Raw genomic sequence first — 24,556 nt, forward strand, 5'->3', positions numbered from 1 at the left:
TTACGACTCCTTAAAGACTGTTGATCAGCGTGCTGAAAATGGCTTGTGCCGCTTTGATGATCTGCGACGAAGCGGTGTAGTACTGCTGATATTTGACCAGGTTGGCGGCTTCCTCATCGAGGGAAACGCCGGATACTCCGTCACGCGCGCTTTTGGATTGGGTCAGCAGCGCGGCGGTTGCAGTGGTATCGGTCTTGCCTTGCGCGGCGTAGGTCCCGACGGTCGATACCAGCGAGCCGTAGGCACCCGCAAGGCTCAGACCCGTCGTACCACTGACGCCGACCGTTTGTTTGGTCTGCAAGGCAATGGTGGAAATGGCATTGCGGTTATCGGCCGAACCGGCGCCGGTGAGGGCAATGTTGTACGTGTCTTTATCGCTCGGCGCGCCGGCAATCGTCATGTCAAACGAGTAATCCTTGGCCGCGCCCGTGGAGTCGGTGTAGCCCACTTGCAGGCTCAGCACATTGCTCTGGCCAGGAACGATGGTCCCGGTGACCGCGACGCCGTTTTTGTCCAGCACTGCGGCACCCGTCGCATCCAGCAACTGATAGCTTTGCGAACCCGAGGCAACAGGGCCGAACAGCAGCTTGAGCGGCGCGGTGTCCTTGATGGCGTTGCGCAGATCCGCAGTGCCAGCGGCGTCGTAGATATTGGCCTTGGTGGTCAGAGTCGGCTGGGTGTACGTACCGCTGCCCTTGTTGCTGGCACCTGCTGTTGCCGTCAATGGCGCAGCGGCAGCAAGGTTTTTCGGGTCAGTGATAACCGTCGTCAATGCTGCGGCAGCGTTGCGGGTCGGCGTCAACGTGAATGAGTCACCGGCTGAAAAAGGTGTGCTGGGTGGAACGGTTGCAGCAGGCAGCGACACCTGAAAACCCAAACCGGCTGGGGTGGTGCTCGGATCGCTGACTTTGCCGGCGCCGACGGCGGTGCCATCGGGCAGGCTGCGGATCGTGTAATTGTCGCTATCGCTGAACGTCACCGAATAGTCGCTGGCGGTCAGTTTGCTGGTATCAGTGATCGTGACGTTCAGGTTGCTTGAGCCTGGCGTGTTACCGGTCTTGCCGATGCTGCGCTGGGTGATCTGGCTGAGGTCATTGATGCTGTTGAACAGGTTGCTGCCAAACGCACCGTTGCTGTCGACACCCTGATTCAGCTGGCTGTTGACCTGATCGGACAGCACCAGCGCCACGCGGCCCAGCTCATTGATGGCAGGCGTCATGACTTCGTTGCGGTAACGCAGCAGTCCGCCAACGCTGCCACCGGTGATGACCGAGGTCACGTCAGTGGTGGTCGAACCGGAGGAAATCTTCACGCTGTATTGCGCCGGGTCGGCAGCGCTCGGCACAGCAGTCATGGTATTGGCAGTGCTGCCACTCACCAGCGCCTGACCGGTACCGATGTAGACGTCGTAGTTGCCGTTGTTTTCAACCACCTTGGCGCCGACCAGCTCGTTGAGCTTGCGGACCGATTCATTGCGCGCATCCAGCAGGCTGTTCGGCGTGGCGCCGGTAGCAGAGCTGGACGTGATCTGCTTGTTGAGCTTGGCAATCGAAGTCGACAGGTTGTTGACCTGATCAGCCAGCGTCGTCAGCTGGGTATTGATGGTTGAGCTCTGGGTGTTGAGCTGCGCTGCGATGGAGTTGAATCGCGCGCCGAGCGCCGAGGCCTGCTGCAGGAACAACGAACGCGCAGTCGTATCAGTCGCCGAGGTCGAGACCCCTTGCAGATTGGTGAAGAACGACGCAAGGGCCGGGGAAATACCGGTCGCGGTGTCGGACAGCAGCGTGTCGGTCTTGCTGGCCTGGCCCGAATAGGCAGTCGCGTCGGCACTGAGCGCTGTACTGGTTTGCAATTGGGTATCGAGATAGCTGTTGTAGATCCGACGCACATCGGACAACGTCGTGCCGGTGCCGATATAACCGGCGCCCAGATTCTGCTGCGCCGAAGCGGTGGTCATGACCTGCTGGCGCGAGTAACCGGCGGTATCCACGTTTGCCGTGTTATTACCGATGGTGTTCATCGCGGCGCTGCTTGCGGTCAGCCCTGAGAGCCCAATTGAAATCAGTGACATGGTTCAAGCCTTATAAAGTAGTGGAAGAGCCCGTTGCGGCTGCGTAAGTCTGGTAACTCTTCATCTGCTTGGCGATTTGCGAAATCTTGCTGGCGTAGTCCGGGTCAGTGGCATAACCAGCCTTCTGCAATTCTTTTACAAACTGTTCCGGGTTATCGGCCGAATTCACGACTTCTTTATAGCGATCGTTGTTCTGAAGCAGGCTGACCAGGTCGTGAAAACTGTCGGCATAGGATGAATAGGAACGGAAGTCCGCCGTTTCCTTGACCATCTTGCCGTCACGGAACTCGCTGGTGATTGCCCGGGCTTCAGGGCCTTTCCAGCTGCCTTGCGCCTTGATGCCGAACAGGTTGTGACTGCTGCTGCCATCCTGCTGACGCATGATGGATTTGCCCCAGCCGGTTTCAAGCGCGGCCTGGGCCACCAGCACCGTAGGATCAATGCCGATCCGGGCGGCTGCTTCCCTGGCCAGCGGCAACATGGTTGCGACAAACTGATCGGCGTTGCTGAACGCGCGCTTGGCCGGAGCCAGCGGTGGCTGCGCCATGCTGCGCACGTAACTTGGTGTGGCAGGTGCGAGATTCGGGTCCAGCGTCCAGTCGCCGTTGCCTTTGCCGCTGACACCCGTGCCAGCGACATTGGCAGCCGTGCGCGCGGTGGGCGACAAGGCATTGGCGGTGTTCGGCACAATGCCGGCCAACAGCCGATCCGTCAGCCTGGTCGGCAGCGACAGACGACGCGCATTGAGCAGCGCCATGTCGTTGCGTCCTTCGCCGGTGGCCGCCGCTGCGGCTGCCGCCTGATCCGCTGCAGCCGAACGCGTGGCCCAAAGCGGGCGCTGATAAACACTGGTGGCCAGTGCGGTCCTCGCGGGTGCGGGCGTGCCGTCAGCCGTCGCGGTTTCCGCCGTCGCAGCCGGCACGCTCTTGTTTTTCGACAGCTGCCGCATCAACACATCCTGCAGGCCAATACCGCCGCCTTTGGTGGACATGGAAACCGCCAACTGCTGGTCGTACATGTCCTGATATTGACGCGTCGCTGCGGTGTTCATCGGATTGTCTTTGGCCAGCACCTCGTTGGCCGAACGCATGGCCTTGAGCATCTGACTGACGAACAGCGATTCGAACTCCTGAGCCACCTTTTTCAGGTTGCCCTCGCTGTTCTTGTCACCGTTTTTCATCGAGTTCAGACGATTGAGGTCGGTGTACGCCCCTGAATCGCTGGCCGAGGAAATCGGGCTCTTAGGCATATCCATGCGCAGTTCCTCAGATCACGATCAGGTCGGCTTGCAACGCACCGGCCTGCTTCAATGCTTCGAGAATGGCCATCAAGTCGCCAGGCGCAGCGCCCACCTGATTCACCGCACGGACGATTTCATCCAGCGTGGTGCCAGGGCCGAACTTGAACATCGGGTGCAGCTCTTGTTGCGCATTGATCTTCGAGCGCGGCACGACCACGGTCTGACCGCCGGACAAGGCGCCGGGCTGACTGACAATCGGGTCTTCGGTGATGGTCACGGTCAGGCTGCCGTGGGTCACGGCGGCTGGCGATACTTTTACGTTCTGGCCGATCACGATAGTGCCGGTCCGGGAATTGATGATGACTTTGGCGGAGGTCTGACCCGGATCGATCTCAAGGTTTTCCAGCACCGACAGGTAATCCACACGCTGGCTCGGATCGAGCGGCGCAGTCACCCGCACGGAACCGCCATCCAATGCCTGGGCAACACCCGGCCCAAGCAGGTCGTTGATCTTGTCGACCACACGCTTGGCGGTGGTGAAGTCGGAGCGATTCAGGTTCAGGGTCAAGGTATTGCCCTGGTTGAAACCGCTTGGCACGGCGCGTTCTACCGATGCGCCACCCGGAATTCGCCCGGACGACGGAACGTTGACAGTAATCTTGGAACCGTCACGGCCCTCGGCATCGAAGCCGCCCACCACCAGGTTGCCCTGGGCAATGGCGTAGACGTTACCGTCGACACCTTTCATGGGCGTCATCAGCAACGCACCGCCGCGCAGGCTTTTCGAGTTACCGATGGACGACACGGTGATGTCGACCATCTGGCCCGGCTTGGCGAACGGCGGCAGGTCGGCATACACCGCCACGGCGGCAACGTTCTTCAGCTGCACGGTACCGGAACCGGTCGGCACCTTGATGCCGAACTGCGCCAGCATGTTGTTGAAGGTCTGCAGCGTGAACGGCGTCTGCGTGGTCTGGTCGCCCGTACCGTTGAGGCCAACGACCAGGCCGTAGCCGATCAATTGGTTGGTCCGCACGCCGGAAATACTGGCGATGTCCTTCAAACGTTCGGCGTGGACACCGAACGTGGCGGACAACAGCAGTGCGGCCGCTATCAGTTGCTTGAGATTGATCATGTCTATCCCGCTATCAGAAAGGGAACAACGGGCTGAGGAAGAACCGATCGAACCACCCCGGCTGACTGGAATCGGCGAACGAACCGGTACCTGAATACGTAATGCGCGCATCCGCCACACGAGTGGAGGAAACGGTGTTGTCAGTGGCGATATCGTCGGCGCGAATCAAACCTGCAATGCGCACCAGTTCGTCGCCGGTGTTCAGGGTCATCCACTTCTCGCCACGCACCGACAGAATGCCGTTGGGCATCACATCGGCAACGGTCACGGTGACCGAACCGGTCAGGCTATTGCTCTGCGCGGCCTTGCCGTCACCCTTGGTGACTCGGTCGCCGGAATAACCGGCATTCAGGCTCAGATCGCCGCTGCCCAGCGGGTTGTTGGTGCTCAGACCGGCACCGAACAACGAGGTCAGGCCAATGCTGTTGCTGCTGTTCTTGCTGATCCCGGAACTGGCCGCCTTGCTCGCCGCCATCCGCTCGGACAGGGTGATGGTGATGATGTCACCGACCCGATAAGCCTTGCGGTCGCCGTACAGGTTCTGCTCGAAACCCGCCTGATAGATCGAACCATTGTTCGCCGCAGCGGGCAATGGTGTGCGCGGCAACACCGGCGCGTAATAAGGGTCATTAGGCTTGGAAGCCGGGGCAACGCAGCCAGCCAGTAGCGCGATTCCACAGAATGGAACGACCAACAGAGAGAGCCGCAGAACAGGAAGCCGTTTCATGACACTTAAACCTCGCGGTGTAGCAGACGCTTAATCAGGCGCCCTTTCGGATTGAGCAGGTGATGCAACAGGCCGGACAGATCCATCAAGGCCTTACAGGTTTTGCGTGATGTTCTGCAGCATCTGGTCAGCAGTCGAGATCACTTTGGAGTTCATCTCGTAGGCGCGTTGGGTGGTGATCATGTTGACCAGTTCCTCAACCGTGCTGACGTTGGAGTTTTCCAGGGTGTTCTGCAAAACCGGGCCAAGACCATTGAGGCCTGGCGTGCCGACTTGCGGTGCGCCGCTGGAAGCGGTTTCCAGAAACAGGTTGCCACCCTGCGCCTGCAGACCGGCCGGGTTGATGAAGTCAGAGGTCTGGATGTTGCCGATGACCTGCGGCGTCGCAACGGCGCCCGCCAGGGTGATCGACACGGTACCGTCCTGCCCGACCGTGAAGGTCTGGGCGTTCTGCGGCACCACGATCGCAGGCTCAAGGGCGTAGCCGTTGGAGGTTACGATCTGGCCGTTGGAGTCCAGGTGAAAGGTGCCGTCGCGGCTGTAGGCGATGGTGCCATCTGGCTGCATGACCTGGAAAAACCCACGACCATTTACAGCGAGGTCGAGCGGGTTGTTGGTGGTTTGCAGGCTGCCAGCAGTGAAGTTCTTCTGGGTACCAACGATCCGCACACCGGTACCCAATTGCAGACCGGACGGCAATTCGCTGTCCTGGGTCGACTGGGCGCCAGGCTGACGTTTGATCTGATACAGCAGGTCCTGAAACTCGGCACGATCACTTTTGAAACCGGTGGTCGACACGTTGGCCAGGTTGTTGGAGATGGTCGTCAGGTTAGTGTCCTGGGCGGCCAGACCGGTTTTGGCGACATATAGTGCAGGAAGCATTGTTTCTCTCCTCGTGCGTCGGATTATCGACGCAAGCTGTCAATGGTTAGACGTTCTGCAAGACCCGAGCCATGGCCTCGTCGTTGGTCTCAGCGGTCTTCATCATCTTGACGTGCAATTCAAATTGGCGGGACAAGGTCAATACCGACGTCATTTCTTCAACGGCGTTGACGTTGCTCGCCTGCAGGAAACCTGATTCGACCTGAACGGTGGCATCTGCCGGCGCGGCAGCCCCGCTCTTGGTGTGCATCAGGCCGTCTGGGCCTTTTTCCATGTTCTTTATGTCGGGCCTTACCAGCTTGATGCGATCGATCTGCGCCATCACTGTCGGCGTTTCACCCAGGGAGCGAACGCTGATCGTGCCGTCGGCACCGATCTCGATCTGCTGCTGAGGCGGCACGGCGATAGGCCCGCCGTTGCCCATAACCGGCAAACCGCTGCCATCACGCAATACGCCGAGGGCATCGATGTTCATGCTCGAAGTGCGGGTGTAGGCCTCGCCACCATCAGGTGTCTGCACGGCAATCCAGCCATCGCCCTTGACCGCAACGTCGAGGTCACGACCCGTGTCGATCATTGCGCCGCCACTGAAGTCAGTCCCGGGACGCTCGCTCATGGCGTAGGCACGCGATGGCTGAACCTCACCAAACACCGGCATCGAACGCGCCTGTTCAAGGTCACGCTGGAAACCGTTGGTAGAGACGTTTGCCAGGTTGTTGGCATGAGCCTTTTGCGCAATGGCGTTTTCAGATGCACCGCTCATTGCGACGTAAAGCAACTTGTCCAAAGTCTTCCTCCTCTGACAGACGCTTGCCGCCTGTAGCTGTTCTGGTAGGGACAAAGCAATTATCGAACCAACTTGTCAGGCCTGGTACAAAGCACTGATTCGCCAGCAATATCGGGCGCAGGCGCTACCCCCGACGAAATTCGCTCTGCCGACGCGGCGGCAGACTGCCGCATTTGGCCAAATCCACCCGAGGCGCCGCCAAAAAAACTTCGTCGCGGCGCAGCATTGCGAGCACGAAATTCGCCACGCAGTGATAGGCTTGGTCACAGCGCACTCTTCAGCGCAGCAGGTGCCTCATGAGCCGCCGTACTGGTTTCACATTGATCATCGCAGCACTGCTGGTGCTGGGCCCAATAAGCGCCCAGGCCCAGAACGCCCGCTATTACAAATGGCAGGGTGCGGACCGCGTCGTCTGCGCGCAAACCAGCCCCGGGAAGGGCTGGACTCGCTTGCACGGCGCCTTTATCAAGTCCGATTGTTCAATCTGATTGCCGCAGGGCTCATTGCCTGTTCATCAGGTTGACTGAATCAACGTCTGCAGCACCGTGACTTCCGTCGAGATCGACTTGGAGTTCGCCTGATACGCCGTTTGCGCCTGAATCAACGCGATCAGCTCGTCGCTGAGCTCGACGTTTGAACCCTCCAGCGCCCCACCGATAATACTGCCCAGCGTACCGACCCCAGGGGTGCCGTAATTGGCGATGCCGGAGGCATTGGTTGCGGTCCAGCGCGAATCGCTTTGCGGTTGCAAACCCTGTTCGTTGGCAAAACTGGCGAGCATGACCCGCCCGATGTTGCGGGTCAGCCCGTTACTGAACGAGGCCCGCAGAGTGCCGTCACGCTCAAGATTGAGCCCTGCCAACGCACCCGCCGCATGACCATCGGCCTGCGGCGAAGTCCTTGCCGTTACAGCGCTGTATTGGCTGAGTTTGCTCATATCGAGAGTGATGCCGTTCGCACCGGCAACCGCGCCATTGGATATCCACTCCTCGCGACTGGTGCCACGATCCCGCACCTTGGCCGGCACCCAGCCTTGCAGCTCAAGCTTGCCGTCGCCGCTGGCAGTCAATCCCGGAGAACCAGTGATCGACCGCAATGACCCGTCGGTGTTGAACACGATATTCGCCGTCAACGGTTGTTTAGAGCCGGGGTCCATGGGATTACGGTCATTGACCAGGAGCTGCATCTGCCAACTGTTCACGCCATCCTTGATGAAGTATTGCTTGAGCTCGTGTTTATTGCCTTGGCTATCAAAGATGCCAGCAGGAAACGTATGGGTGTAGGTTTTGATATCGGAGGCATCAAACACCGGAACGGGGCGCACCATTACCGGGTCAGTATCATCCAGCGCATTGAGCGCACCATTTTCCAGAGACAGGGAAACAGACCCATTGGCTGGCGCAGGACTGGCAGCCCATGAACCACCTGTTTGTTGCGCGGGCTTCCAGCCATTCAATGTGAACTCTGTGTCCGAGAGCTTCCTGATATGTTCGGTATTGCCGGAATAACTGACTGTCCCATCCGCTGCTTTATTCAACGTAACGTGCAGCGCGCTGGTACTGGCAGGATCAATTGGATTGCGGCCATCGATCAATACATACATTGACCACTGACCTTCATCCGTCTTGACGAAGTATTGGCTGAGTTGATGATCAGCGGGCGGTACTGCACCGACTCCTTTGTCCTGAACGGTTGTTTGCGTCACCTTGGTATAAGTGGTCGCATCCCCTGCGTCAAACTTGGGCAGCGCTGCCAAAGATTGCGATGAAGCGTTCAGATTGATCGTGTCCGATATCCGCGTCGTGAACTTGGGGGCCATGGCGGAAGTGTCGATCCGCAGATCGCTACGCACCCCATCAATAATCTCGCCCTTCTCATTGGCTGCGTAGCCTTGCAGGCGCCCGCCTTCGCTGTCGACAATGAAATCCTCGGCATCCTTCAGGAACGCCCCGGCGCGCGTATACGCCAGGGCACCGCCATCACTGACCACGAAAAAGCCGTTGCCCTGGATACGCATGTCCAGCGGCCTGCCCTCGGTAGTCATGGAAGTGCCTTGATTGAAATTCTGCGACACATTGGCCAGGCGCACGCCGTCGCCTACGGCGCTGCGCCCATTACTCAAATGTGCAGAGGAATAAAGCGCGGCGAACTCTGCGCGAGATGACTTGAAACCGAGTGTCCCGACGTTGGCAATATTATTGCCCGCTGTCTCAAGCCTTTTATTGGCAGCATGAATACCACTGATAGCAACATTGAACGACATGAAAACTCCCGAACCGCAATCGCGGCCTTTCATTGAGGAGTTTTTATTCTCGCAGTAACGCAAGTAGGAAATTTCCATATAAATTGTGCGACAGCTCCATAACTTAAGACACTTATTTCTTTATGAATGACTGATTATTATTTTATTGATATCTGCAACTAGCACCCATAAAAAAACCCCTCCGAAGAGGGGCTCTTTGTCCATCAGTACAACCCTGTTATCAGGTCATCTGAATAGTGGTCTGCATGATGGTGCTCTGGGTCGAAATGGTTTTCGCGTTCGCCTGATAGTTGCTTTGCGCCTTGATCAGGTTAACCAGCTCGCCGGTCAGGTCGACGTTGGAATCTTCCAGCGCCTGACCGGTGAGGTAGCCCAGCGTGCCCGACTCCGGCACACCGCTGACCGGTACGCCCGAAGCGAAGGTTTCGCGCCAGTTGGTGCCGCCGGCAGGCGCCAGGCCTTGCACGTTGGCGAAGTTGGTCAGGGAAACCTGGCCGATCACCTTGGATTTGCCGTTGGTGTAGGTCGCGAACAGGTTACCGGTGTTATCAACGCTCATGGCGCTGATCTGGCCAGTGGCATAACCATCCTGATCCTGAGTGATCAAACCCGATGCCGAAGCGGTCTGAGTGGAGGCCATCATGTTCAGCTTGATGCTGGCTGCGCCGTCAGCGCCGTTTTTGGCCCAGGTAGCGGTCGTGCCGGTACCGACCTGAACACCAGGAACCCAGCCAGTCACCTTGAAGGTACCATCGGTGTTAAGACCCATGGCACCGGCGACGACAGGCGCGCCGGTGCCACTGGTGATCAATGCGCCCGACGAATCGAAGGTCAATTCAACCTTGTCGGTCTGGGGATTAACCGCAGTAGTCGGGTCTGTGATATTTCGGCCGTCGACCAGCGAGTACATGGTCCACTTATTGGTGTCAGTCTTCACGAAATACTGATCAAGGGTGTGGGCATTGCCTTGGGTATCGTAAATCGGGGTGCTGTATTTAACGTTGTAGCTCTTGGTGTCGGTCGGATCGAACGTGGCCACCGCTGGAATCGCTTCCGACGAGTTGAAGTTGGCCTTGTTGGTGATCGTAGTGGTTGTTTTGGGCTCCAGATTCGACGAGTCGACCTTGAGATTGCTCAACGCACCCACCACCACGTTGCCATTGGCATCGACGTTGTAGCCCTGCAGATTCTGCCCGGAGCTATTGACGACAAAACCTTCCTTGTCGGTATGGAATGCGCCGGCACGGGTGTAGAGCTTTTCACCGTTGTTGCTGAGCATGAAGAAACCATTGCCGTTGATCGCCAGGTCCAGGCTGTTGGCCGTACCGGTGGTCAGGGAACCCTGGGTGAACTGTTGCGACACGGCGGCGGTGGTTACGCCGCTGCCGACGTTGGTCTGGCCGGACGTACCACGAATGGATTGCGCGTACTGGTCGGCAAATTCCACACGGGAAGACTTGAAGCCGGTGGTCGCGACGTTGGCAATGTTGTTGCCGGTGACGTCGAGACTTTTGTTTGCCGCATAGAGCCCACTAAGACCGATATTGAATGACATGTAACACTCCTACGCCGTCTAGTCGGCTCTAAATTCCGATTGTTTGCACTTTGGACAAAGCGATGCTGCTACCGCCCGCCAGATTAAGAGTCATTTCCCCACCATTGGTGGAAGTGGTCACGCTATTGACCGTGGCCGGCAAGTAAGTGGCCAACGAAGTGCCCTTGCCATCAATACTGCCGCTCGCGACAAAGCTGTAGTTGCCGGCAGGTGCCGCTACGCCGTCACTGTTGGTGCCATCCCACGTGAAGCTCGTCTTGCCGGCGGGCTGGGTACCCAAGTCCACCGTGTCGACCAGGTTCATGCTGGTGTCGTAAATCTTGACCGTCGTGGCGGTAGAAGACGCTGGAACCACAACCGAACCGGTCATGCCCTTGGTGGTGTCGACCGCTGTGGAACCTGCCTCCACGATCACCGAACGGCCAACCAGGGAAGACGCCTGCAAGGCTTGCGACGACTTGTAGCTGGTAGCAATCGAATCGACCGTCGAGGTCAGGTTCTGCATGCTTTCCAGGCTACTGAACTGCGCCAGCTGGGCGACGAACGCCGTGTTGTCCTGCGGATCCAGTGGGTTCTGGTTCTTCATCTGCGTCACCAGCAACTGCAGGAACGCATCCTTGCCGAGCGCGGTACCGGAGTTGGTCGCGGTCGGCGTGGGGTTCTGCAATGCACTGATAAAACTGCTTGATACGTCTTCAACGGCCATTTGTTTCGCCCCTTATCACTGACCGAGGGTCAGGACTTTCTGCATCATGGTTTTGGCGGTATTCATGAGTTCCGCGTTGGTCTGGAAAGACCGACTGGCAGAAATCATGTCAGCCATTTCTTCGACGACATTGACGTTGGGGTAGTAAACGTACCCGTCCTTGTCGGCGGAAGGATGATTTGGCTCGTAACGCGCTTCGAGGTTGGAGGCATCTTCGATAATTCCGGAGACCTGCACGCCCTGCCCGGCTTCGCCCTGATCCTGAAACAACGAACCGCCGCCGCTGTTGCCCTGCCCTTGCATCACGGTGGCGAACACCGGGTGACGCGCCCGGTAAGTCTGATCCATGCTCGAAGACACGGTTTCGGCGTTGGCGATGTTACTGGCGGTGGTGTTCAAGCGAGTGGTCTGCGCACTCATGCCACTGCCGGCGATGTTAAAAACGTTGGCTAGAGACATGAATTACTCTCCGCGAAGGGCTGCAACCAGCCCTTTGAATTTGCTGTTGAGCAAGGTGAAGCTGGCCTGGAAACCAATGGCGTTCTCGGCATAACTGGCCTGCTCGACCTGGGCGTCCACGGTGTTCTGATCCAGCGACGGTGCCGAAGGTGTGCGGTACATCAGCGAACCGTCGGTGTTGCCCACGCCGTCAGCTTCGATATGGCGACTGTTGGTCTTGTTCAGCGCAAAGGTGCCGCTCTTGACCTTGTCGTTTTCAGCGGCCAGCACGGAAGAGAACTCCAGATCACGAGCCTTGTAATTTGGCGTATCGGCGTTGGTGATGTTATTGGCCAGCACTTCAGCACGCTTGGCGCGGAAGTTGAGGGCCTGCTCATGGATACCTAACGCTTTATCGAAGCTGATGCTCATGTCGGGAAACCTTTACCGGTTGACCAGATTTTCGTATCAGTGACAAAGCAATCAGCGTGCCAGTTCTGAAATCCCCGTAAACCAAGGGCCGGAGGCCTGTCATGGCACGGCAATGTCAGAAAAGCGGCAAGGTGTTTCCGCTATCCGGGGCAAATGCGGCAAACCGAGCGCCGTAATTTTGCCATTGCCGCACTCGCTCCAACAAACAGGATCCGGCGAAAGAAAAAGGGACCCGAAGGTCCCCTTTTTAATCGATCAGGCCAATCTACTTGGTCTGGTAGATGATGCCCGGGCTGCACTGAACCATCTGGTAATGATCCGGCAAACCGTTGAGCGCTTCGGAGGCGCCCAGAAAAAGATAACCGCCGCGCTTGAGCGTGCCGTGAATGCGTAACAGGATGTCTTTTTTCACTTCGGCAGAGAAATAGATCAACACGTTGCGGCAAAACACGATATCGAACTTGCCCAGGCTCGCGTAGCTGTCCAGCAAATTGAAGGCGCGAAACTCGACGCGACTTTTGATCGGCGCCTTGATCACCCAGCGACCCGGAGTCTTGACATCGAAATAACGCTGCAAGCGGTCCGGAGACAAGCCCCGGCCAATCGCCAGGCTGTCGTACTCGCCCGACTTGCAATTGGTGAGCATCAGACCGGACAGATCGGTGGCAACGATCTGCACACCCGCCTTGAGTTGCCCCGGATTGCTGCGCTCGAACTCATCAATGGTCATCGACAGCGAGTACGGTTCCTGACCGGACGAACAGGCTGCCGACCAGATACGCAAACGCTGGCCGGGGGCCGCCTTGATGGACTCCGGCAGCACCTTGTTCTTCATGACTTCGAACGGATAGGTATCCCGAAACCACAAGGTTTCGTTGGTGGTCATGGCATCCACGACCTGCTCGCGCAAACCGCTGCGAGGCTGGGCCTGAATGCGCTGAATCAACTCACCCAGGGATTTTATGCCCTGTTGCTCCATCAGCTTGTTGAGACGGCTGGAAACAAGGTACTGCTTGTTCTCACCCAGCAGGATGCCACAGGCTTTTTCCAGAAAGACCCGGAACTGTTCGAAATCCAAATTACCCGTAGACAAAGATGCCGCCTCTCAAATCATGTGAACCACCAGGGACGACGTCCCCAGGGTCTGTTGCCGTTCAGCACAAGCCGCGTCGCCGGGCCGGGCCAAAGCGCCAACCTTAACTGTTATCTGCTGCCTTGATCCGATCCACAACCCTGGCTGCGAGATCATCAGGTCGGAACTTGGCAAGGAAGTCATCTGCACCAACCTTCTTCACCATAGCCTGATTGAACACGCCGGACAGAGAAGTATGCAAAATGATGTGGAGCTTTTGCATCCGAGGGTCATTACGAATCTCGGCAGTAAGTGTGTAACCGTCCATCTCCGGCATTTCGATGTCGGAGATCATCATCAAAAATTCTTCTTCGGGCTTCTTGCCCTCATCGACCAGCTTGCGCAGGTATTCCAGTGCCTGTCGACCGTCGTTCAGCGCCACGACCTCAACACCGACCGTTTGCAGGCAACGACTGACCTGTTTGCGCGCCACCGAAGAATCATCGACGGTCAAAACCTTGAGCGAAATAGCCTTGTGCTGGGTTTCCGTATCGATCACACCGGCAGAAACCGCCTCGGAAATCGGCGCCACTTCAGCAAGAATCTTCTCGACGTCGATAATTTCCACCAACTGATTATCGACCCGGGTAACGGCCGTCAGGTAATGATCGCGACCCGTTCCTTTGGGTGGCGGATGAATCTCTTCCCAGTTCATGTTCACGATGCGTTCGACCGAATGCACCAGGAAACCCTGAACCTTGGTGTTGTATTCCGTAATGATCACGAAGGTATTGTCCAGACTCATTTGTCCGGACGAGCCTGTCGCCATGGCCAGATCGAGGATTGGAATCGTTCCCCCGCGAATACTTGCCACGCCACGCACGATGCGGTTGGATTTGGGCATCACGGTGAGCTTGGGGCATTGCAGCACCTCCTTCACCTTGAACACGTTGATCCCATACAGTTGCTTGCCGTCGAGACGGAACAACAACAGCTCAAGGCGATTCTGCCCAACCAGCTGTGTGCGCTGGTTCACCGAATCCATTACACCGGCCATGCTCCGACTCCCCTTCAAAAGCAACCGATCACCACTCCACCCCATTTGGGAAGCGGCACGGCCCTTGCTTTTTATACGTTATGAACACAGAAACGACAATTTCCCGACACATATCTTTCAGAAAACGCAGCCTGCTCTGTGTAATGGCAGCATTGTGCCTGTTTAGTCTGGCCGGTTTCAGCCGCGCCGACACTTTCACACTGCCTGAACAGCTTATCGGCGTCACTCAAGGGTTTCTTGAATTCACTGTTGAAGACTATCTTGCGACCAATCAAATCGAAGGCCGTTCGGAAATCGAGGTCAAGCAGCTGGATCCTCGTACACGCATGCCTTTTTGCGACAAGGATTTGACAGCATCACTGGAAAGCCCGAAGCCCGTGGGTCGCGTCAACGTCAAGGTTCGCTGCGAAGGCACGTCGCCCTGGACGGTGTTCGTGCCCGCCCAGGTGCATTTGTTTCGCAACGTCGTGACGGCTGTGCGCCCGCTCAAGCGTGACAGTCTGGTCAGCGAAGACGATGTCGCCCTGCGCGAGCGCGACATCGGCCAACTCGGGCAAGGTTTTCTCACTTCGCTGGATCAGGCCGTCGGGCAAAAAACTGTCCGACCGGCGGTTATGGATCAGGTTCTTTCCCCGACCTATCTGGAACAGCCGCAACTCATCCATAAAGGCGATCAGGTGGTAATTATCGCGCGCAGCGGCACCCTGGCGGTACGCATGCCAGGCGAAGCCTTGTCGGACGGCGGACTCAACGAGCAGATTCGCGTGCGCAACCTCAACTCGAAAAGGGTCATAAAAGCCAGCGTCACCGGCCCCGGCCAAGTGGAAGTGCCTATGTAAATAGCAGGTGAAATAACTGACTGCTGGTAGAGAACGCTGGTTTTTTCTAGACTGCGAAACAAGTCCCGTGATGTGAGGTCCATTCTCACGTGCGTTTCACATGCATTTCGCATTCGGACTAAAGTTTTCGTGGATTTGGTCGAAACCATGGCAAGCGTCCAAATACCCAGAGGTTTTTTATCATGGTCATTGATTTCAGCAGGCTGAACAACGCGCCATCGGTGGGCAGTACATCGCGCACCAGCAACACCAAGGAAACCGGCAAGACCGAATCTGCCTCTACCGGCGCAGCAGTTGAAGCTGGCAAAACCGGAGAATCCGTTCATTTGAGCGGCGAGGCTCAGCAGTTGAAAAAAATCACCGATACGTTGCGCGATCAGCCTGCTGTCAACAGCGCCCGAGTGGCGGAATTGAAGCAGGCAATTGCAGATGGCAGTTATCAGGTGGACAGCAATCGGGTAGCCAGCAAGCTGCTCAATTTCGAAGCCCAACGCTAGCCCGGTGCTCGCGGTGGATTTTCTGGACGCTTAAAAACCAGAGCATGCGATGCAAGACACTACTTTGCTGCAACTGATCACCGATGATTTTGTGCCCGCCCGGCAATTGCTGGAGCTTTTGCAGGCCGAATCGATTGCCCTCCACGGTCGCGACATGGCCGAGATGGAGCATATCCTCGCGCAGAAACAGGCGATGGTGATCCTGCTGGAGCAGCATGGCCGCAAGCGCAGTCAGTTGTTGGTCGCCATGGGCTTGAGTCCGGATCGCAAAGGATTGGTCGAGCTGGCAAGTCATTCGGCGGTCGGCGAAGAACTGGTCAAGGCCGGCGATGAACTGAGCGCGCTGATTGTGCAATGTCAGGCGGCAAACGAAAATAATGGTGGCTCGATTCAGCATCAGCAAATCACTACGGCTCATCAGTTGCGAATCCTGACTGGCGATACCCCAACGCTTTATGACAGCCGCGGTTCGACATCAGGGCGCGCCAAGCCAAGACCGTTAAGCCAAGCGTAATTTCTGTATCAAGGCGCTTTGCATGCTGGCAAAATGCCCATCATTGCGTTGCTGTCGTATTTTGCCTGGAGATGGAAAAAAGTGAATGGCTCAAGCGCGGAAGATGCTCCGCAGCCCCCAAAGGTTTTAACTACACCTTTGGAAATTGCCGCCAACCTGCGGCAGTTACTTGAAAGTCATGATCCGTTGATCATTACCTTTCATGAGCGCACCCAGCGTTTTCAAAGCTACCTGATCGAGGTAGATCGCGAAGCCAACACCATGGCCCTGGACGAAATGATCCCTCGTGACGGTGAACGCTTCCTGACCAGCGGCGAGCCCTTTCGTGTCGAGGGCTTTCATGACGGCGTGCGGATTGCCTGGGAAAGTAGTGGCCAATTGACCATATCGGACAATGACGGCCAGCGACTTTACCGCGGCGCGCTGCCTGACGAAGTCATTTATCACCAGCGTCGCAACGCCTTTCGTGCAGCGCTCAAGCTCGCCTCACTGGTTAACGTTGAAATCGGCGGTGACAGGCTCAAGTCGCCTCTGGGCGGTAAACTGCTGGATATTTCCGCGACCGGCTGCAAGCTGCGCTTTGAAGGCGACATCTCGGAACGCATACAGCTGGGCCAGGTCTATGAGCGGTTTGCTGCGCAACTGCCCTTTGGCACCATGACTGCGCCTGTGGAACTGCGTTACCTGCATTATGAAGAAAGGGTCAACATCACTTTCGCCGGCGTGCGCTTCCATAATATGAGCGGGCTGGTACAGCGCCAGGTCGAACGTTTTGTCTACCAGTTGCAGCGTGAAGCGCGCCGCTTCGACAAAGACGACGACTTCTGAGCAGTATCTTTCCGGGCGAAACACGCAGCATAAAAAAGGCGATTGCGCTCCATCCGCAATCGCCTTTTTTTGTGCCTTCAAATCAGCAGATGCGCCGCCCATCAGACGGCGCCTTTTGCTTCAAGGCCGATTGATCTCCTCGCCTTCCAGCTCTGCCGTTGCTTGCGGTTTAGCTGCCGTTGCAGGCTCGTCCTGCGCAGCAGTTTCAGTTGCCGACTCGACAGGCTCTTCGGGCGTAACGTCCGGATCGACCGTCGTCTGCATCTGGTCCTGAACCACCTGCTCATCAACCCTCGGGTCAAGTGCCACAACCAATGGCGAACTGGACATGCTGTCCGGCATTGCCACGTGGTGCAGCGGAGCATTGTCGACCTGGTGAATGTGGGTCACAGCCTTCGGCCGGATCAGCACCACCAGAACCAGCCCGGCAAAACTGACAAACGCATAAAGCATGTTGCCACCGAACATCTTCATCAAGACGCCTGCTGCCAGCGGACCGATGCTCGCGCCGATACCGTAAGTCATCAACAGCATCGCCGTCAGCGACACCCGGCGTTCGCCCTCAACGTGGTCATTGGCAAAGGCCACGGCCAGTGGATACAAGCAAAACTGCACCAGTGAGGCAACGAAGCCAATGATGAACAGCGCTTCGATTGGCACGCTTGGCAGTACCGCCAACGGCAATGCGGCGACAGCCAGCACGCCGGCAAAACCGCGCATCAACCTTGCACGATCATAACGGTCAGACAGCAGACCCAGCGGCCACTGCACCAACAGCCCGGCCAGAATGCAGAAGCCCATGAACAAACCGACCTGCTCGGTCGACAACCCCTGCTCCGCCGCATACACCGGCGCCAGACCGTAAAAAGAGCCGATGATCAATCCAGCCCCCAAGACCGTGGTCAACGATTGCGGCACACGTCCGATGAAAAACCGTGGCTCCAACGGCGCCGGGTGCATGGGTGCCGGGTGAATGCTGCGGGTCATGGCCACCGGCACCAGACACAGCGCAAAGCACATGGCGACCAGCATCAGCAGCTCAAGGCCCAGTTGTGGATGGATAACGAGGATCAACTGGCCGAGTACCAGGCCAAGGTACGAGGCGATCATGTAACCGCTGAACACCTTGCCCCGTTGCCTGGCTTCTGCCTGCTCGTTGAGCCAGCTTTCGATGACCATGTACTGGCACATCATACCCAGGCCGACAATCATCCGCAGAAACAGCCAAGCGGGCAGGTAATCGATCAATCCGTGGCCCAGGACGGCTGCGCCGACAATGCCCGCACAGGTTGCATACGCGCGGATATGGCCAACCCGGCCGATCAGCCGGTGACCAATCTTGCCGCCCAGCACCAGACCAAAATAGTTGGCGGCCATCAGCGCACCGACCCACAGGCTGTCCACCTGATCAGCCGCCAGTCGCAACGCAAGGTAGGTGCTTAAAAGACCCGAGCCGATCAACATCATCAGCGAAGCAAAGTAGAGCCCTTGAAAAGATTTCCAGATTTGGCGCATCGACTTTCCAAAAATAAGCAGTCACCCGCACGGGGTGACCGCAAAACAGCGATTCTTAAGCCTGGGCGGCCAGAACACGCCGCTCCCAGGGGGTAATTTCGTCGAAAAAGCTGGTCAGCTCCATCGTCTTCGAAGCGATGTAGCCTTCGATGAACTCATGACCAAACAGTTCCTTGGCCAACTGACTGCGTTTCAGACGTTCCAAAGCAGCATGCAGGGTACATGGCAGTGACAGATGGTCAGGCACATGAATTTCCCCTTGCACGGCGGCCTCAGGTTCTAACCCGTGCTCGATGCCATAGAGGCCTGCAGCAAGGCTCGCCGCAATCGCCAGATACGGATTGGCATCAGCCCCTGGCAGGCGATTTTCGACGCGTCGTGCGTCTGGCGTACTGGCGGGGATGCGCAGGCCGGCGGCACGATTATCATGGGACCAGCACGCGTTATTGGGCGACGCGAATGGATGACACAGTCGTTGGTAGGAATTCACATTGGGCGCGAACAATGCCGTGAGATCCGCCATGCAGGCCTGCTGACCACCCAGAAAATGCCGAAACATGTCGGTCGGCAAGCCATCATCCGAGGTGAACACGTTGCGGCCCGACGCAGAGTCCACGACGCTCTGGTGGATGTGCATCGAACTGCCCGGCGTATGCGCCAACGGCTTGGCCATGCACACCACGATCAAGCCATGCCTGAGTGCCACTTCCTTGAGCAGATGCTTGAACAGGAATGTCTGATCGGCCAATAGCAAAGGATCGCCGTGCCACAGGTTGATCTCGAACTGACTCACACCCATTTCATGCATGAACGTATCGCGGGGCAAATCCAGCGCGGCCATGCAGGCATAAACCTCAGTGAAAAACGGCCGCAAGCCATTATTTGAACTGATGCTGAAAGCGGAAAAACCTTCCTCCCGGCGACCATCCAGACCGGCTGGCGGCACAAACGCGTGAGTCGGATCCGGATTGGGAGCGAAGACAAAAAATTCCAGTTCAGTTGCCACCACTGGCGACAAACCGTGCCTGGCATAGCGCGCGATCACCGCCTTCAATTGCCCTCGTGTCGACAGACTGCAGGGCTGCCCGCTCAGTTCTTCAGCATCACAGATCGCCAAGGCTCGCGGCTCTGCGCTCCACGGCAGGCGATGAATCTGCTGCGGGTCGGCGATCATCGCCACGTCACCATCATCGCTGCCGTAAAACCGCGACGGCGGATAGCCGCCCATGATGCATTGCAGCAATACACCTCGGGCCATTTGCAATCTGCGCCCTTGCAGAAACCCTTCGCCAGTCATCACCTTGCCGCGGGCAATGCCATTCAAATCGGGAGTAACACATTCAACTTCATCAATGCCCATCAATCGCTTCGCGAGTGAAATGTGGCCATCGCTGGTCATGACTCGAATCCTTCGTTTTTGTGCAGGCCGACTCTGCGGCAAGGCGTACAAAATACGCACCAGCCGTTCGGAATTTCAAGCACTCAATGCTCGTCTACAAGACTTCAGGCAAACGGAGCAGCGAACATACGCCAAAAAACCAGTGGCGCTGGGGCCTCCAACTGCTGGAATACGGAGCCTGTAGTTCCCCGGCGAAGCGACAGGTGCTGCGGGAATGGGTGCTGAAGGGGGTACATCTGGATGAATGCCGAGCGGCCTGATTGACTTTGATTTGCCTGGGTATTGATCCGGAGCTCCTCGACGCAGAGGTCAAGGAGCCAGGACCGCTGAATCAGATCCGGAAGTACCCGACACACGAGTCAAACGGCAGGCGCTTGAGTTCGACCTTGTTCAGATCCAGCACTTCACGCAGCGCGCTCGTTTCACCGGGGAAGTTCCGATAGGCAACTTCATCCAGCACCACGATGGCACCTTTAGGCATGAAAGGCAGGAACGTTTCCAGAGCCACTTTCGTGGATGAATAGAGATCGGTGTCGAGAATCAGCATTGCCACCACCAGGTCCGGGCGCGTCTTGGGGAACGCCGGAACGGTCTCCATGATGTCACCCTTGATGATCTCGCAACGCGGGATGCGGTTGACCGGGCGCACCAGGTCATTGGCATCGATCATGTCCTGAATGATTGACTCATCGGTATCAGAAAACATGCTCTCATTGATGTCAGTCGGATCTTCTTTAGCATCGATACTCGCAAAACCGGAGAAGGTATCAAAACCGATGATGGAACGATTGATCGCGTAGGGTTCAAGAATCATCGACAGCTGCATGTACAGCATCAACGAGTTGCCCTTGTACACACCGCACTCGATGATGGCGCCCGGAATATCCTGGACCATCTTGAACAACTCGATTCGCGACAATGCAGCAGTTACGGCAATTCGGTTGGCAAACACAAAAGGTGCATCAGCCACGTATTGGGAATCTACCCGCTTGAGTACGTCAGCACGTTTTTCGTTGTACTCGGCCTCGGGTCCCGTTAGGCGCCGCTTGGTCATTGGTTGACTCCCTGAAAATGCGAAAAATCGCTGACATGAATAAGATCTTTGAATCCTGCTTCGGTGTCTTTAACGCCACTATCGACATTCACCGCACCGTTTCCAGCGAGCAGGTCACCAATATGAACGAGCCTGAAGTCGACACTGAAACGGGTCTGTTCGGTGTGATTTGCTACCGTGCCATGGAGATGCGCGCCCGAAAACGTAATAATCTCACCAGCGTTGGCAGCAATCCGGATTTCGGAAAGAGTGGATATCTCTTCAAGAGGAACCGGATGAACGCGAACTTCCTCCTTCACGTTTTCCTTGGCGAGGAAACGCTGGACATTGATCCAGTCGGACAGATTCCATTCGGCAGAAGAGTTTTTTACCGGGGTGGAAAAGTACCCAGGGTTGATCATCATCGTCTGGTCCGGCTGGATCGTATAAACCGGCATCCAGGTGTTGATTTGACAAGCCAGGCTGCCATACCACGTATCCCGATGCGGTTTGTAGGCGTAGCTGACACCTGCATGGAGATAGTTGTAATTGGGCACAACACGAATACGCGGCACATCAAATAGATATTCAGCAGGGTCGGCGCCTATTTCCACAACGAAACGGCGGATCATATCCTTGACCTCCAGGCAGTTAGTGAACTGTCCCTTGAGGCGAGTAACCAGCGTCACGAATTCTTCAACAGGCATCATCGTATGCAGCGCCTGATGATTGGTTTCACCGTCAAACGCTTGCGTAATGCTGTGCCGCGCGAAGTCGCACAGAGCGGTGGGTGCCTGAAGATTGGTATTCAGGAAAATGTCACCGGAATAAACTTCGTTCCGGAAGTCTTTTTTGTTTTGGAGCTGGTTGATATACAAATTCACGGTTGTCTTCCTTAATTCCTGCACTAACTCAATCATCGGCTGGAGCCAGACAAACTTAAGCGTAGCGAGGTGCCAGCCTGGCTACTGCTGACTCGCTGTTCACGGCAGGTAAATGCTGAATAATCCGCCACCAAGACTGCCGCCATTTGCGATTTCGATTCGGCCCCGAATGCCGTTGCGCTCATGGCTCTCGGCAATACGCGCAGCAAAATAAAGACCCAGGCCAGTACTGCCGCTGGCTTGATTGATGCCTTGGACGTAGTCAGACTGGCGCTCGACCAAAAATAGCGGGTAGCCGGGCCCGTCATCGTTGATGGTTATTACCAGCTCATCAGCCTCCTCCCCGACACTGATCACCACCGCTCGGCGGGCAAAACGAATAGCGTTGATGATAATGTTGGCCACGACCGAACCGATCAATTCACGATCAAAGAATCCCAGCGGGTTTGAGCTGTTCATTTCAAACGTGGCGGTGATCCCGCGGCTGCTTATCACCTCATGATGCAGTGCCAGCTGTGCCTCGATAAAGTCATCGAGCTCGTGATAATCCGGGCGCAATGGCAACTGATTGACACCCAACTTGTACAAACCAAGCAGCTGCACCAGCATTCCATTCAAATTGGCGAATTCATAGTCGATCACGCCGTGTTCGGGAGTATCGCGCTGCGCATCGGTAAGCCGGTCTGACCATTGGCCGTGCGCCTGCATCAGCGTCGCGAGGGCGTTTTTCATGTCATGCACTGTGGATGCAATAACCAGGGAAAAATCAAGACCGGTATCCATTTCGCTCATGCGCCAAATGCCCTGCTTTGTAATTTTTGGAATCGGTCATATCGCGGATCGCTGTCAGGCATATTGCCGACCATTTTCAGGCAGGTCTGACATTCCTGTAAGTTGGCAGCGTCCGGAGCCGCACCCTTGGCATGCAGCAATGATTGCGCCAGGTTCAACGCGATACTGATGTTCTTGGGTTGCAGGGCCAGCGCATTGCGGAACAAATCCCGGGCTTCGGGCAGGCTACCTGCCTTGTAACTGCGAACGCCCTGTAGATTGAGATCCATTGCTGCTTTCCCGGCACCCAGAATCGCAGGGTCGTCGGTCTGCTTGGCGATACTTTGCATAACCACCGGGTCATCGCCGTATATCTCGGCGCAGCTTTTAAGCACACCGGCACCGGCATCCTCCTGCCCCAGCTTTTGTAGTTGCGCGGCAACTACCAAGGCCGCATCAGCACTTAGAAACTGTTCCATACCCTGAAGTCGTCCCATTGCATCTTCAGTCAATTTTGCTGCAGCTTCAGGATCTGACAATTGCAGGCTGGTGGCCTTCATCAAACGGGTCCGCACCTGGAGCCCCTGATCGCTGCCATGCTCCTTGGCGACCTCACTCAGCGTCTGGTTCAGCTCCACCCTGGATCGCGAATCGAGACCCTGATCGCCATTCTTGCTTATCAATGCCTGGGCGAATCCCAAATTAGCTTCTGGATCCTTGAACCGGGAATGTTGCCCCTGAGCTACTGCATGCCGATAAGCTTTGGAAGCACTTTCGAAATCTTCGTTATCAAGGGCCAACTTGCCGAGCAAGCGTTGACGTCGCACAGCCAACGGCGACAAACGCACGGCAGCCTCCAGCACCTCCTGCGCACGCTTGGAATCGCCACGGGCCACCAATACATCGGCGAGCCCATCGTAGAGCGCCGGCATTGTCGAAAACGCTTTCAATGCTTGCTCGAAGACCAACTGGGCTTCGCTGACCTTGTTGCGCTTGAACAGCAGATTGCCCAGTGCTGCATAAGCCCACGGGGTGGCGCGGTCGGCGAGAATGCTTTTGAGAAAGGTTTCCAGGGCATCATGCTGATTCAGGTCGCGCAGAGCATCGGCCTTGTAGCGCAAACATAAAGGCGCGTATCTCTGATCCTGATTTATAAGATCTGTGCAGGCTGCCAATACTTCAGCGGGCTTGCCTCGGTCCAGGGCCTGCAGGATAGGCTTGAGCAGGCTCTTGCGCTGGACAAGCTTTTCGAGGCGCTGGGCCAGGCCTGCACGATTGAACGGCTTGGTCAGATAAGCGTCCGGCTCCCATTCAAGCGCGCTCATGACCATCGCCTGACTGTTTTCGGCAGTGACCATGATGAACACGCTTTCATGGCTCAACAGCTTGTCGACCATGAGGTCTTCCAGCACATGCTGACCGTTTTTCTTACCGTCACCGAGATTGAAATCGTGCAGGACAAAATCGTAGCGCTTCTGCGCACACATGCGCAGCGCTTGCTCGCCAGTGTCAGCAGTGTCGACATCCTTCACGCCCAGCTCGCGCAACATCGATCTGACCGAACTTCGAAAGTCAGAGAAATCATCGACGATAAGAAAGCTTTTTTGGTTGTACGCCAGCATCGAGATTCCTGTCGCGAGGAGTCAAAAAAAGGTCATTCTCTACCTCGATGCAAGAACGGTTCCAGCTGAGCGAGCTTCCTGTTTCTGATTTCCTGTTCAGGGCAATTCGGGACAAGGCATTTGATCGAGCCCAACATTGATATGACGGAACATAATATTTCCGAGCGGAAAAACAAAACCCCTGAACGCGTAAGCGATCAGGGGTTCTGCAATTCAATCTTGACGATGACCTACTCTCACATGGGGAAACCCCACACTACCATCGGCGATGCATCGTTTCACTGCTGAG

At 56.7% G+C, this 24,556-nt stretch carries 24 protein-coding genes; 5 read left to right on the plus strand and 19 right to left on the minus strand.

Features of this window, described 5'->3' with window-relative positions; translation table 11 throughout:
• Positions 1 to 10: 10 nt before the first annotated feature.
• From flgK to ACP7E4_RS10115, 6 genes are all read right to left on the minus strand, one after another.
• Positions 11 to 2,071 (minus strand): flagellar hook-associated protein FlgK, encoded by a 2,061-nt coding sequence (gene flgK / locus ACP7E4_RS10090; protein WP_426113113.1) that lies wholly within the window; start codon positions 2,069 to 2,071, stop codon positions 11 to 13.
• A 10-nt stretch (positions 2,072 to 2,081) separates the two neighbouring features.
• Positions 2,082 to 3,326 carry a flagellar assembly peptidoglycan hydrolase FlgJ gene (gene flgJ / locus ACP7E4_RS10095; protein WP_426113111.1) on the minus strand — a complete coding sequence of 415 codons (1,245 nt, stop codon included), beginning with the start codon at positions 3,324 to 3,326 and terminating at the stop codon, positions 2,082 to 2,084.
• A gap of 10 nt (positions 3,327 to 3,336) precedes the next feature.
• Complete coding sequence (locus ACP7E4_RS10100) at positions 3,337 to 4,446, minus strand: flagellar basal body P-ring protein FlgI (protein ID WP_426113109.1); 1,110 nt, start codon at positions 4,444 to 4,446, stop codon at positions 3,337 to 3,339.
• A gap of 13 nt (positions 4,447 to 4,459) precedes the next feature.
• Complete coding sequence (gene flgH, locus ACP7E4_RS10105) at positions 4,460 to 5,173, minus strand: flagellar basal body L-ring protein FlgH (protein ID WP_426113107.1); 714 nt, start codon at positions 5,171 to 5,173, stop codon at positions 4,460 to 4,462.
• A 93-nt stretch (positions 5,174 to 5,266) separates the two neighbouring features.
• Complete coding sequence (flgG, locus tag ACP7E4_RS10110; RefSeq protein ID WP_020290767.1) at positions 5,267 to 6,055, minus strand: flagellar basal-body rod protein FlgG; 789 nt, start codon at positions 6,053 to 6,055, stop codon at positions 5,267 to 5,269.
• Positions 6,056 to 6,101: 46 nt separating this feature from the next.
• Positions 6,102 to 6,842 (minus strand): flagellar basal body rod protein FlgF, encoded by a 741-nt coding sequence (locus tag ACP7E4_RS10115; protein ID WP_426113105.1) that lies wholly within the window; start codon positions 6,840 to 6,842, stop codon positions 6,102 to 6,104.
• A gap of 296 nt (positions 6,843 to 7,138) precedes the next feature.
• Between ACP7E4_RS10115 and ACP7E4_RS10120 the strand changes: the two genes are divergently transcribed.
• Positions 7,139 to 7,330, plus strand: a complete 192-nt coding sequence (locus ACP7E4_RS10120) for a hypothetical protein (protein WP_426113103.1) — start codon at positions 7,139 to 7,141, stop codon at positions 7,328 to 7,330.
• A gap of 26 nt (positions 7,331 to 7,356) precedes the next feature.
• Here ACP7E4_RS10120 and ACP7E4_RS10125 read toward each other — a convergent pair whose 3' ends face one another.
• The 7 genes from ACP7E4_RS10125 to ACP7E4_RS10155 all read right to left on the minus strand — a co-directional run bounded on the left by ACP7E4_RS10125 (position 7,357) and on the right by ACP7E4_RS10155 (position 14,365).
• A complete protein-coding gene (locus tag ACP7E4_RS10125) occupies positions 7,357 to 9,105 on the minus strand; it encodes a flagellar hook-basal body complex protein (protein WP_426113101.1) in 1,749 nt (582 codons plus the stop codon).
• Positions 9,106 to 9,325: 220 nt separating this feature from the next.
• The gene (flgE, locus tag ACP7E4_RS10130) at positions 9,326 to 10,660 is read right to left on the minus strand and encodes a flagellar hook protein FlgE (protein WP_426113099.1); all 1,335 of its coding nucleotides are present in this window, start codon (positions 10,658 to 10,660) and stop codon (positions 9,326 to 9,328) included.
• Positions 10,661 to 10,688: 28 nt separating this feature from the next.
• Entirely contained in the window at positions 10,689 to 11,366 is a 678-nt protein-coding gene (locus ACP7E4_RS10135) for a flagellar hook assembly protein FlgD (protein WP_426113097.1), read from the minus strand.
• Positions 11,367 to 11,381: 15 nt separating this feature from the next.
• Positions 11,382 to 11,825: a flagellar basal body rod protein FlgC gene (flgC, locus tag ACP7E4_RS10140; protein ID WP_020290773.1), complete on the minus strand. Its 444-nt coding sequence runs from the start codon at positions 11,823 to 11,825 to the stop codon at positions 11,382 to 11,384.
• A 3-nt stretch (positions 11,826 to 11,828) separates the two neighbouring features.
• Positions 11,829 to 12,236 (minus strand): flagellar basal body rod protein FlgB, encoded by a 408-nt coding sequence (gene flgB / locus ACP7E4_RS10145; RefSeq protein ID WP_020290774.1) that lies wholly within the window; start codon positions 12,234 to 12,236, stop codon positions 11,829 to 11,831.
• Positions 12,237 to 12,501: 265 nt separating this feature from the next.
• Positions 12,502 to 13,329 carry a protein-glutamate O-methyltransferase CheR gene (cheR, locus tag ACP7E4_RS10150; protein ID WP_426113094.1) on the minus strand — a complete coding sequence of 276 codons (828 nt, stop codon included), beginning with the start codon at positions 13,327 to 13,329 and terminating at the stop codon, positions 12,502 to 12,504.
• Positions 13,330 to 13,432: 103 nt separating this feature from the next.
• On the minus strand, positions 13,433 to 14,365 hold the full coding sequence (locus tag ACP7E4_RS10155) for a chemotaxis protein CheV (RefSeq protein WP_426113092.1): 933 nt from the start codon (positions 14,363 to 14,365) through the stop codon (positions 13,433 to 13,435).
• Between the two features lie 80 nt (positions 14,366 to 14,445).
• On the opposite strand from ACP7E4_RS10155, the gene flgA reads away from it, so the two are divergent.
• The 4 genes from flgA to ACP7E4_RS10175 all read left to right on the plus strand — a co-directional run bounded on the left by flgA (position 14,446) and on the right by ACP7E4_RS10175 (position 17,043).
• Entirely contained in the window at positions 14,446 to 15,204 is a 759-nt protein-coding gene (gene flgA / locus ACP7E4_RS10160) for a flagellar basal body P-ring formation chaperone FlgA (protein WP_426113090.1), read from the plus strand.
• 182 nt (positions 15,205 to 15,386) lie between these two features.
• Positions 15,387 to 15,701, plus strand: coding sequence for a flagellar biosynthesis anti-sigma factor FlgM (gene flgM / locus ACP7E4_RS10165; RefSeq protein ID WP_426113088.1), 315 nt, complete (start codon positions 15,387 to 15,389; stop codon positions 15,699 to 15,701).
• A gap of 49 nt (positions 15,702 to 15,750) precedes the next feature.
• Positions 15,751 to 16,215, plus strand: coding sequence for a flagella synthesis protein FlgN (locus ACP7E4_RS10170; RefSeq protein WP_426113085.1), 465 nt, complete (start codon positions 15,751 to 15,753; stop codon positions 16,213 to 16,215).
• Positions 16,216 to 16,296: 81 nt separating this feature from the next.
• Positions 16,297 to 17,043, plus strand: a complete 747-nt coding sequence (locus tag ACP7E4_RS10175) for a flagellar brake protein (protein ID WP_426113083.1) — start codon at positions 16,297 to 16,299, stop codon at positions 17,041 to 17,043.
• A 120-nt stretch (positions 17,044 to 17,163) separates the two neighbouring features.
• On the opposite strand, the gene ACP7E4_RS10180 is transcribed toward ACP7E4_RS10175, so the two are convergent.
• The 6 genes from ACP7E4_RS10180 to ACP7E4_RS10205 all read right to left on the minus strand — a co-directional run bounded on the left by ACP7E4_RS10180 (position 17,164) and on the right by ACP7E4_RS10205 (position 24,267).
• On the minus strand, positions 17,164 to 18,558 hold the full coding sequence (locus ACP7E4_RS10180; protein ID WP_426113081.1) for an MFS transporter: 1,395 nt from the start codon (positions 18,556 to 18,558) through the stop codon (positions 17,164 to 17,166).
• 55 nt (positions 18,559 to 18,613) lie between these two features.
• Positions 18,614 to 19,855 carry a glutamine synthetase family protein gene (locus ACP7E4_RS10185; RefSeq protein WP_426113576.1) on the minus strand — a complete coding sequence of 414 codons (1,242 nt, stop codon included), beginning with the start codon at positions 19,853 to 19,855 and terminating at the stop codon, positions 18,614 to 18,616.
• A gap of 433 nt (positions 19,856 to 20,288) precedes the next feature.
• Positions 20,289 to 21,011 carry a TylF/MycF/NovP-related O-methyltransferase gene (locus ACP7E4_RS10190; protein WP_426113079.1) on the minus strand — a complete coding sequence of 241 codons (723 nt, stop codon included), beginning with the start codon at positions 21,009 to 21,011 and terminating at the stop codon, positions 20,289 to 20,291.
• Complete coding sequence (locus tag ACP7E4_RS10195) at positions 21,008 to 21,874, minus strand: hypothetical protein (RefSeq protein ID WP_426113077.1); 867 nt, start codon at positions 21,872 to 21,874, stop codon at positions 21,008 to 21,010. The genes ACP7E4_RS10190 and ACP7E4_RS10195 overlap by 4 nt, the downstream gene beginning before the upstream one ends.
• A 99-nt stretch (positions 21,875 to 21,973) precedes the next feature.
• Positions 21,974 to 22,666 carry a sensor histidine kinase gene (locus ACP7E4_RS10200; protein ID WP_426113075.1) on the minus strand — a complete coding sequence of 231 codons (693 nt, stop codon included), beginning with the start codon at positions 22,664 to 22,666 and terminating at the stop codon, positions 21,974 to 21,976.
• Positions 22,663 to 24,267 (minus strand): response regulator, encoded by a 1,605-nt coding sequence (locus ACP7E4_RS10205; RefSeq protein WP_426113073.1) that lies wholly within the window; start codon positions 24,265 to 24,267, stop codon positions 22,663 to 22,665. The genes ACP7E4_RS10200 and ACP7E4_RS10205 overlap by 4 nt, the downstream gene beginning before the upstream one ends.
• Between the last annotated feature and the right edge of the window lie 289 nt (positions 24,268 to 24,556).

It is taken from the genome of Pseudomonas sp. DSP3-2-3 (genome assembly GCF_049898225.1).
Lineage (GTDB): Bacteria > Pseudomonadota > Gammaproteobacteria > Pseudomonadales > Pseudomonadaceae > Aquipseudomonas.

Excerpts from the sequence above, each read along its gene's own strand:
- flgK (WP_426113113.1), bottom strand. The coding sequence starts at position 2,071 with ATGTCACTGATTTCAATTGGGCTCTCAGGGCTGACCGCAAGCAGCGCC.
- flgJ (WP_426113111.1), bottom strand. The coding sequence starts at position 3,326 with ATGGATATGCCTAAGAGCCCGATTTCCTCGGCCAGCGATTCAGGGGCG.
- ACP7E4_RS10100 (WP_426113109.1), bottom strand. The coding sequence starts at position 4,446 with ATGATCAATCTCAAGCAACTGATAGCGGCCGCACTGCTGTTGTCCGCC.
- flgH (WP_426113107.1), bottom strand. The coding sequence starts at position 5,173 with ATGAAACGGCTTCCTGTTCTGCGGCTCTCTCTGTTGGTCGTTCCATTC.
- flgG (WP_020290767.1), bottom strand. The coding sequence starts at position 6,055 with ATGCTTCCTGCACTATATGTCGCCAAAACCGGTCTGGCCGCCCAGGAC.
- ACP7E4_RS10120 (WP_426113103.1), top strand. The coding sequence starts at position 7,139 with ATGAGCCGCCGTACTGGTTTCACATTGATCATCGCAGCACTGCTGGTG.
- ACP7E4_RS10125 (WP_426113101.1), bottom strand. The coding sequence starts at position 9,105 with ATGTCGTTCAATGTTGCTATCAGTGGTATTCATGCTGCCAATAAAAGG.
- flgE (WP_426113099.1), bottom strand. The coding sequence starts at position 10,660 with ATGTCATTCAATATCGGTCTTAGTGGGCTCTATGCGGCAAACAAAAGT.
- ACP7E4_RS10135 (WP_426113097.1), bottom strand. The coding sequence starts at position 11,366 with ATGGCCGTTGAAGACGTATCAAGCAGTTTTATCAGTGCATTGCAGAAC.
- flgC (WP_020290773.1), bottom strand. The coding sequence starts at position 11,825 with ATGTCTCTAGCCAACGTTTTTAACATCGCCGGCAGTGGCATGAGTGCG.
- flgB (WP_020290774.1), bottom strand. The coding sequence starts at position 12,236 with ATGAGCATCAGCTTCGATAAAGCGTTAGGTATCCATGAGCAGGCCCTC.
- ACP7E4_RS10155 (WP_426113092.1), bottom strand. The coding sequence starts at position 14,365 with ATGGCCGGTGTAATGGATTCGGTGAACCAGCGCACACAGCTGGTTGGG.
- flgA (WP_426113090.1), top strand. The coding sequence starts at position 14,446 with ATGAACACAGAAACGACAATTTCCCGACACATATCTTTCAGAAAACGC.
- flgM (WP_426113088.1), top strand. The coding sequence starts at position 15,387 with ATGGTCATTGATTTCAGCAGGCTGAACAACGCGCCATCGGTGGGCAGT.
- ACP7E4_RS10170 (WP_426113085.1), top strand. The coding sequence starts at position 15,751 with ATGCAAGACACTACTTTGCTGCAACTGATCACCGATGATTTTGTGCCC.
- ACP7E4_RS10180 (WP_426113081.1), bottom strand. The coding sequence starts at position 18,558 with ATGCGCCAAATCTGGAAATCTTTTCAAGGGCTCTACTTTGCTTCGCTG.
- ACP7E4_RS10185 (WP_426113576.1), bottom strand. The coding sequence starts at position 19,855 with ATGACTGGCGAAGGGTTTCTGCAAGGGCGCAGATTGCAAATGGCCCGA.
- ACP7E4_RS10190 (WP_426113079.1), bottom strand. The coding sequence starts at position 21,011 with ATGACCAAGCGGCGCCTAACGGGACCCGAGGCCGAGTACAACGAAAAA.
- ACP7E4_RS10200 (WP_426113075.1), bottom strand. The coding sequence starts at position 22,666 with ATGAGCGAAATGGATACCGGTCTTGATTTTTCCCTGGTTATTGCATCC.
- ACP7E4_RS10205 (WP_426113073.1), bottom strand. The coding sequence starts at position 24,267 with ATGCTGGCGTACAACCAAAAAAGCTTTCTTATCGTCGATGATTTCTCT.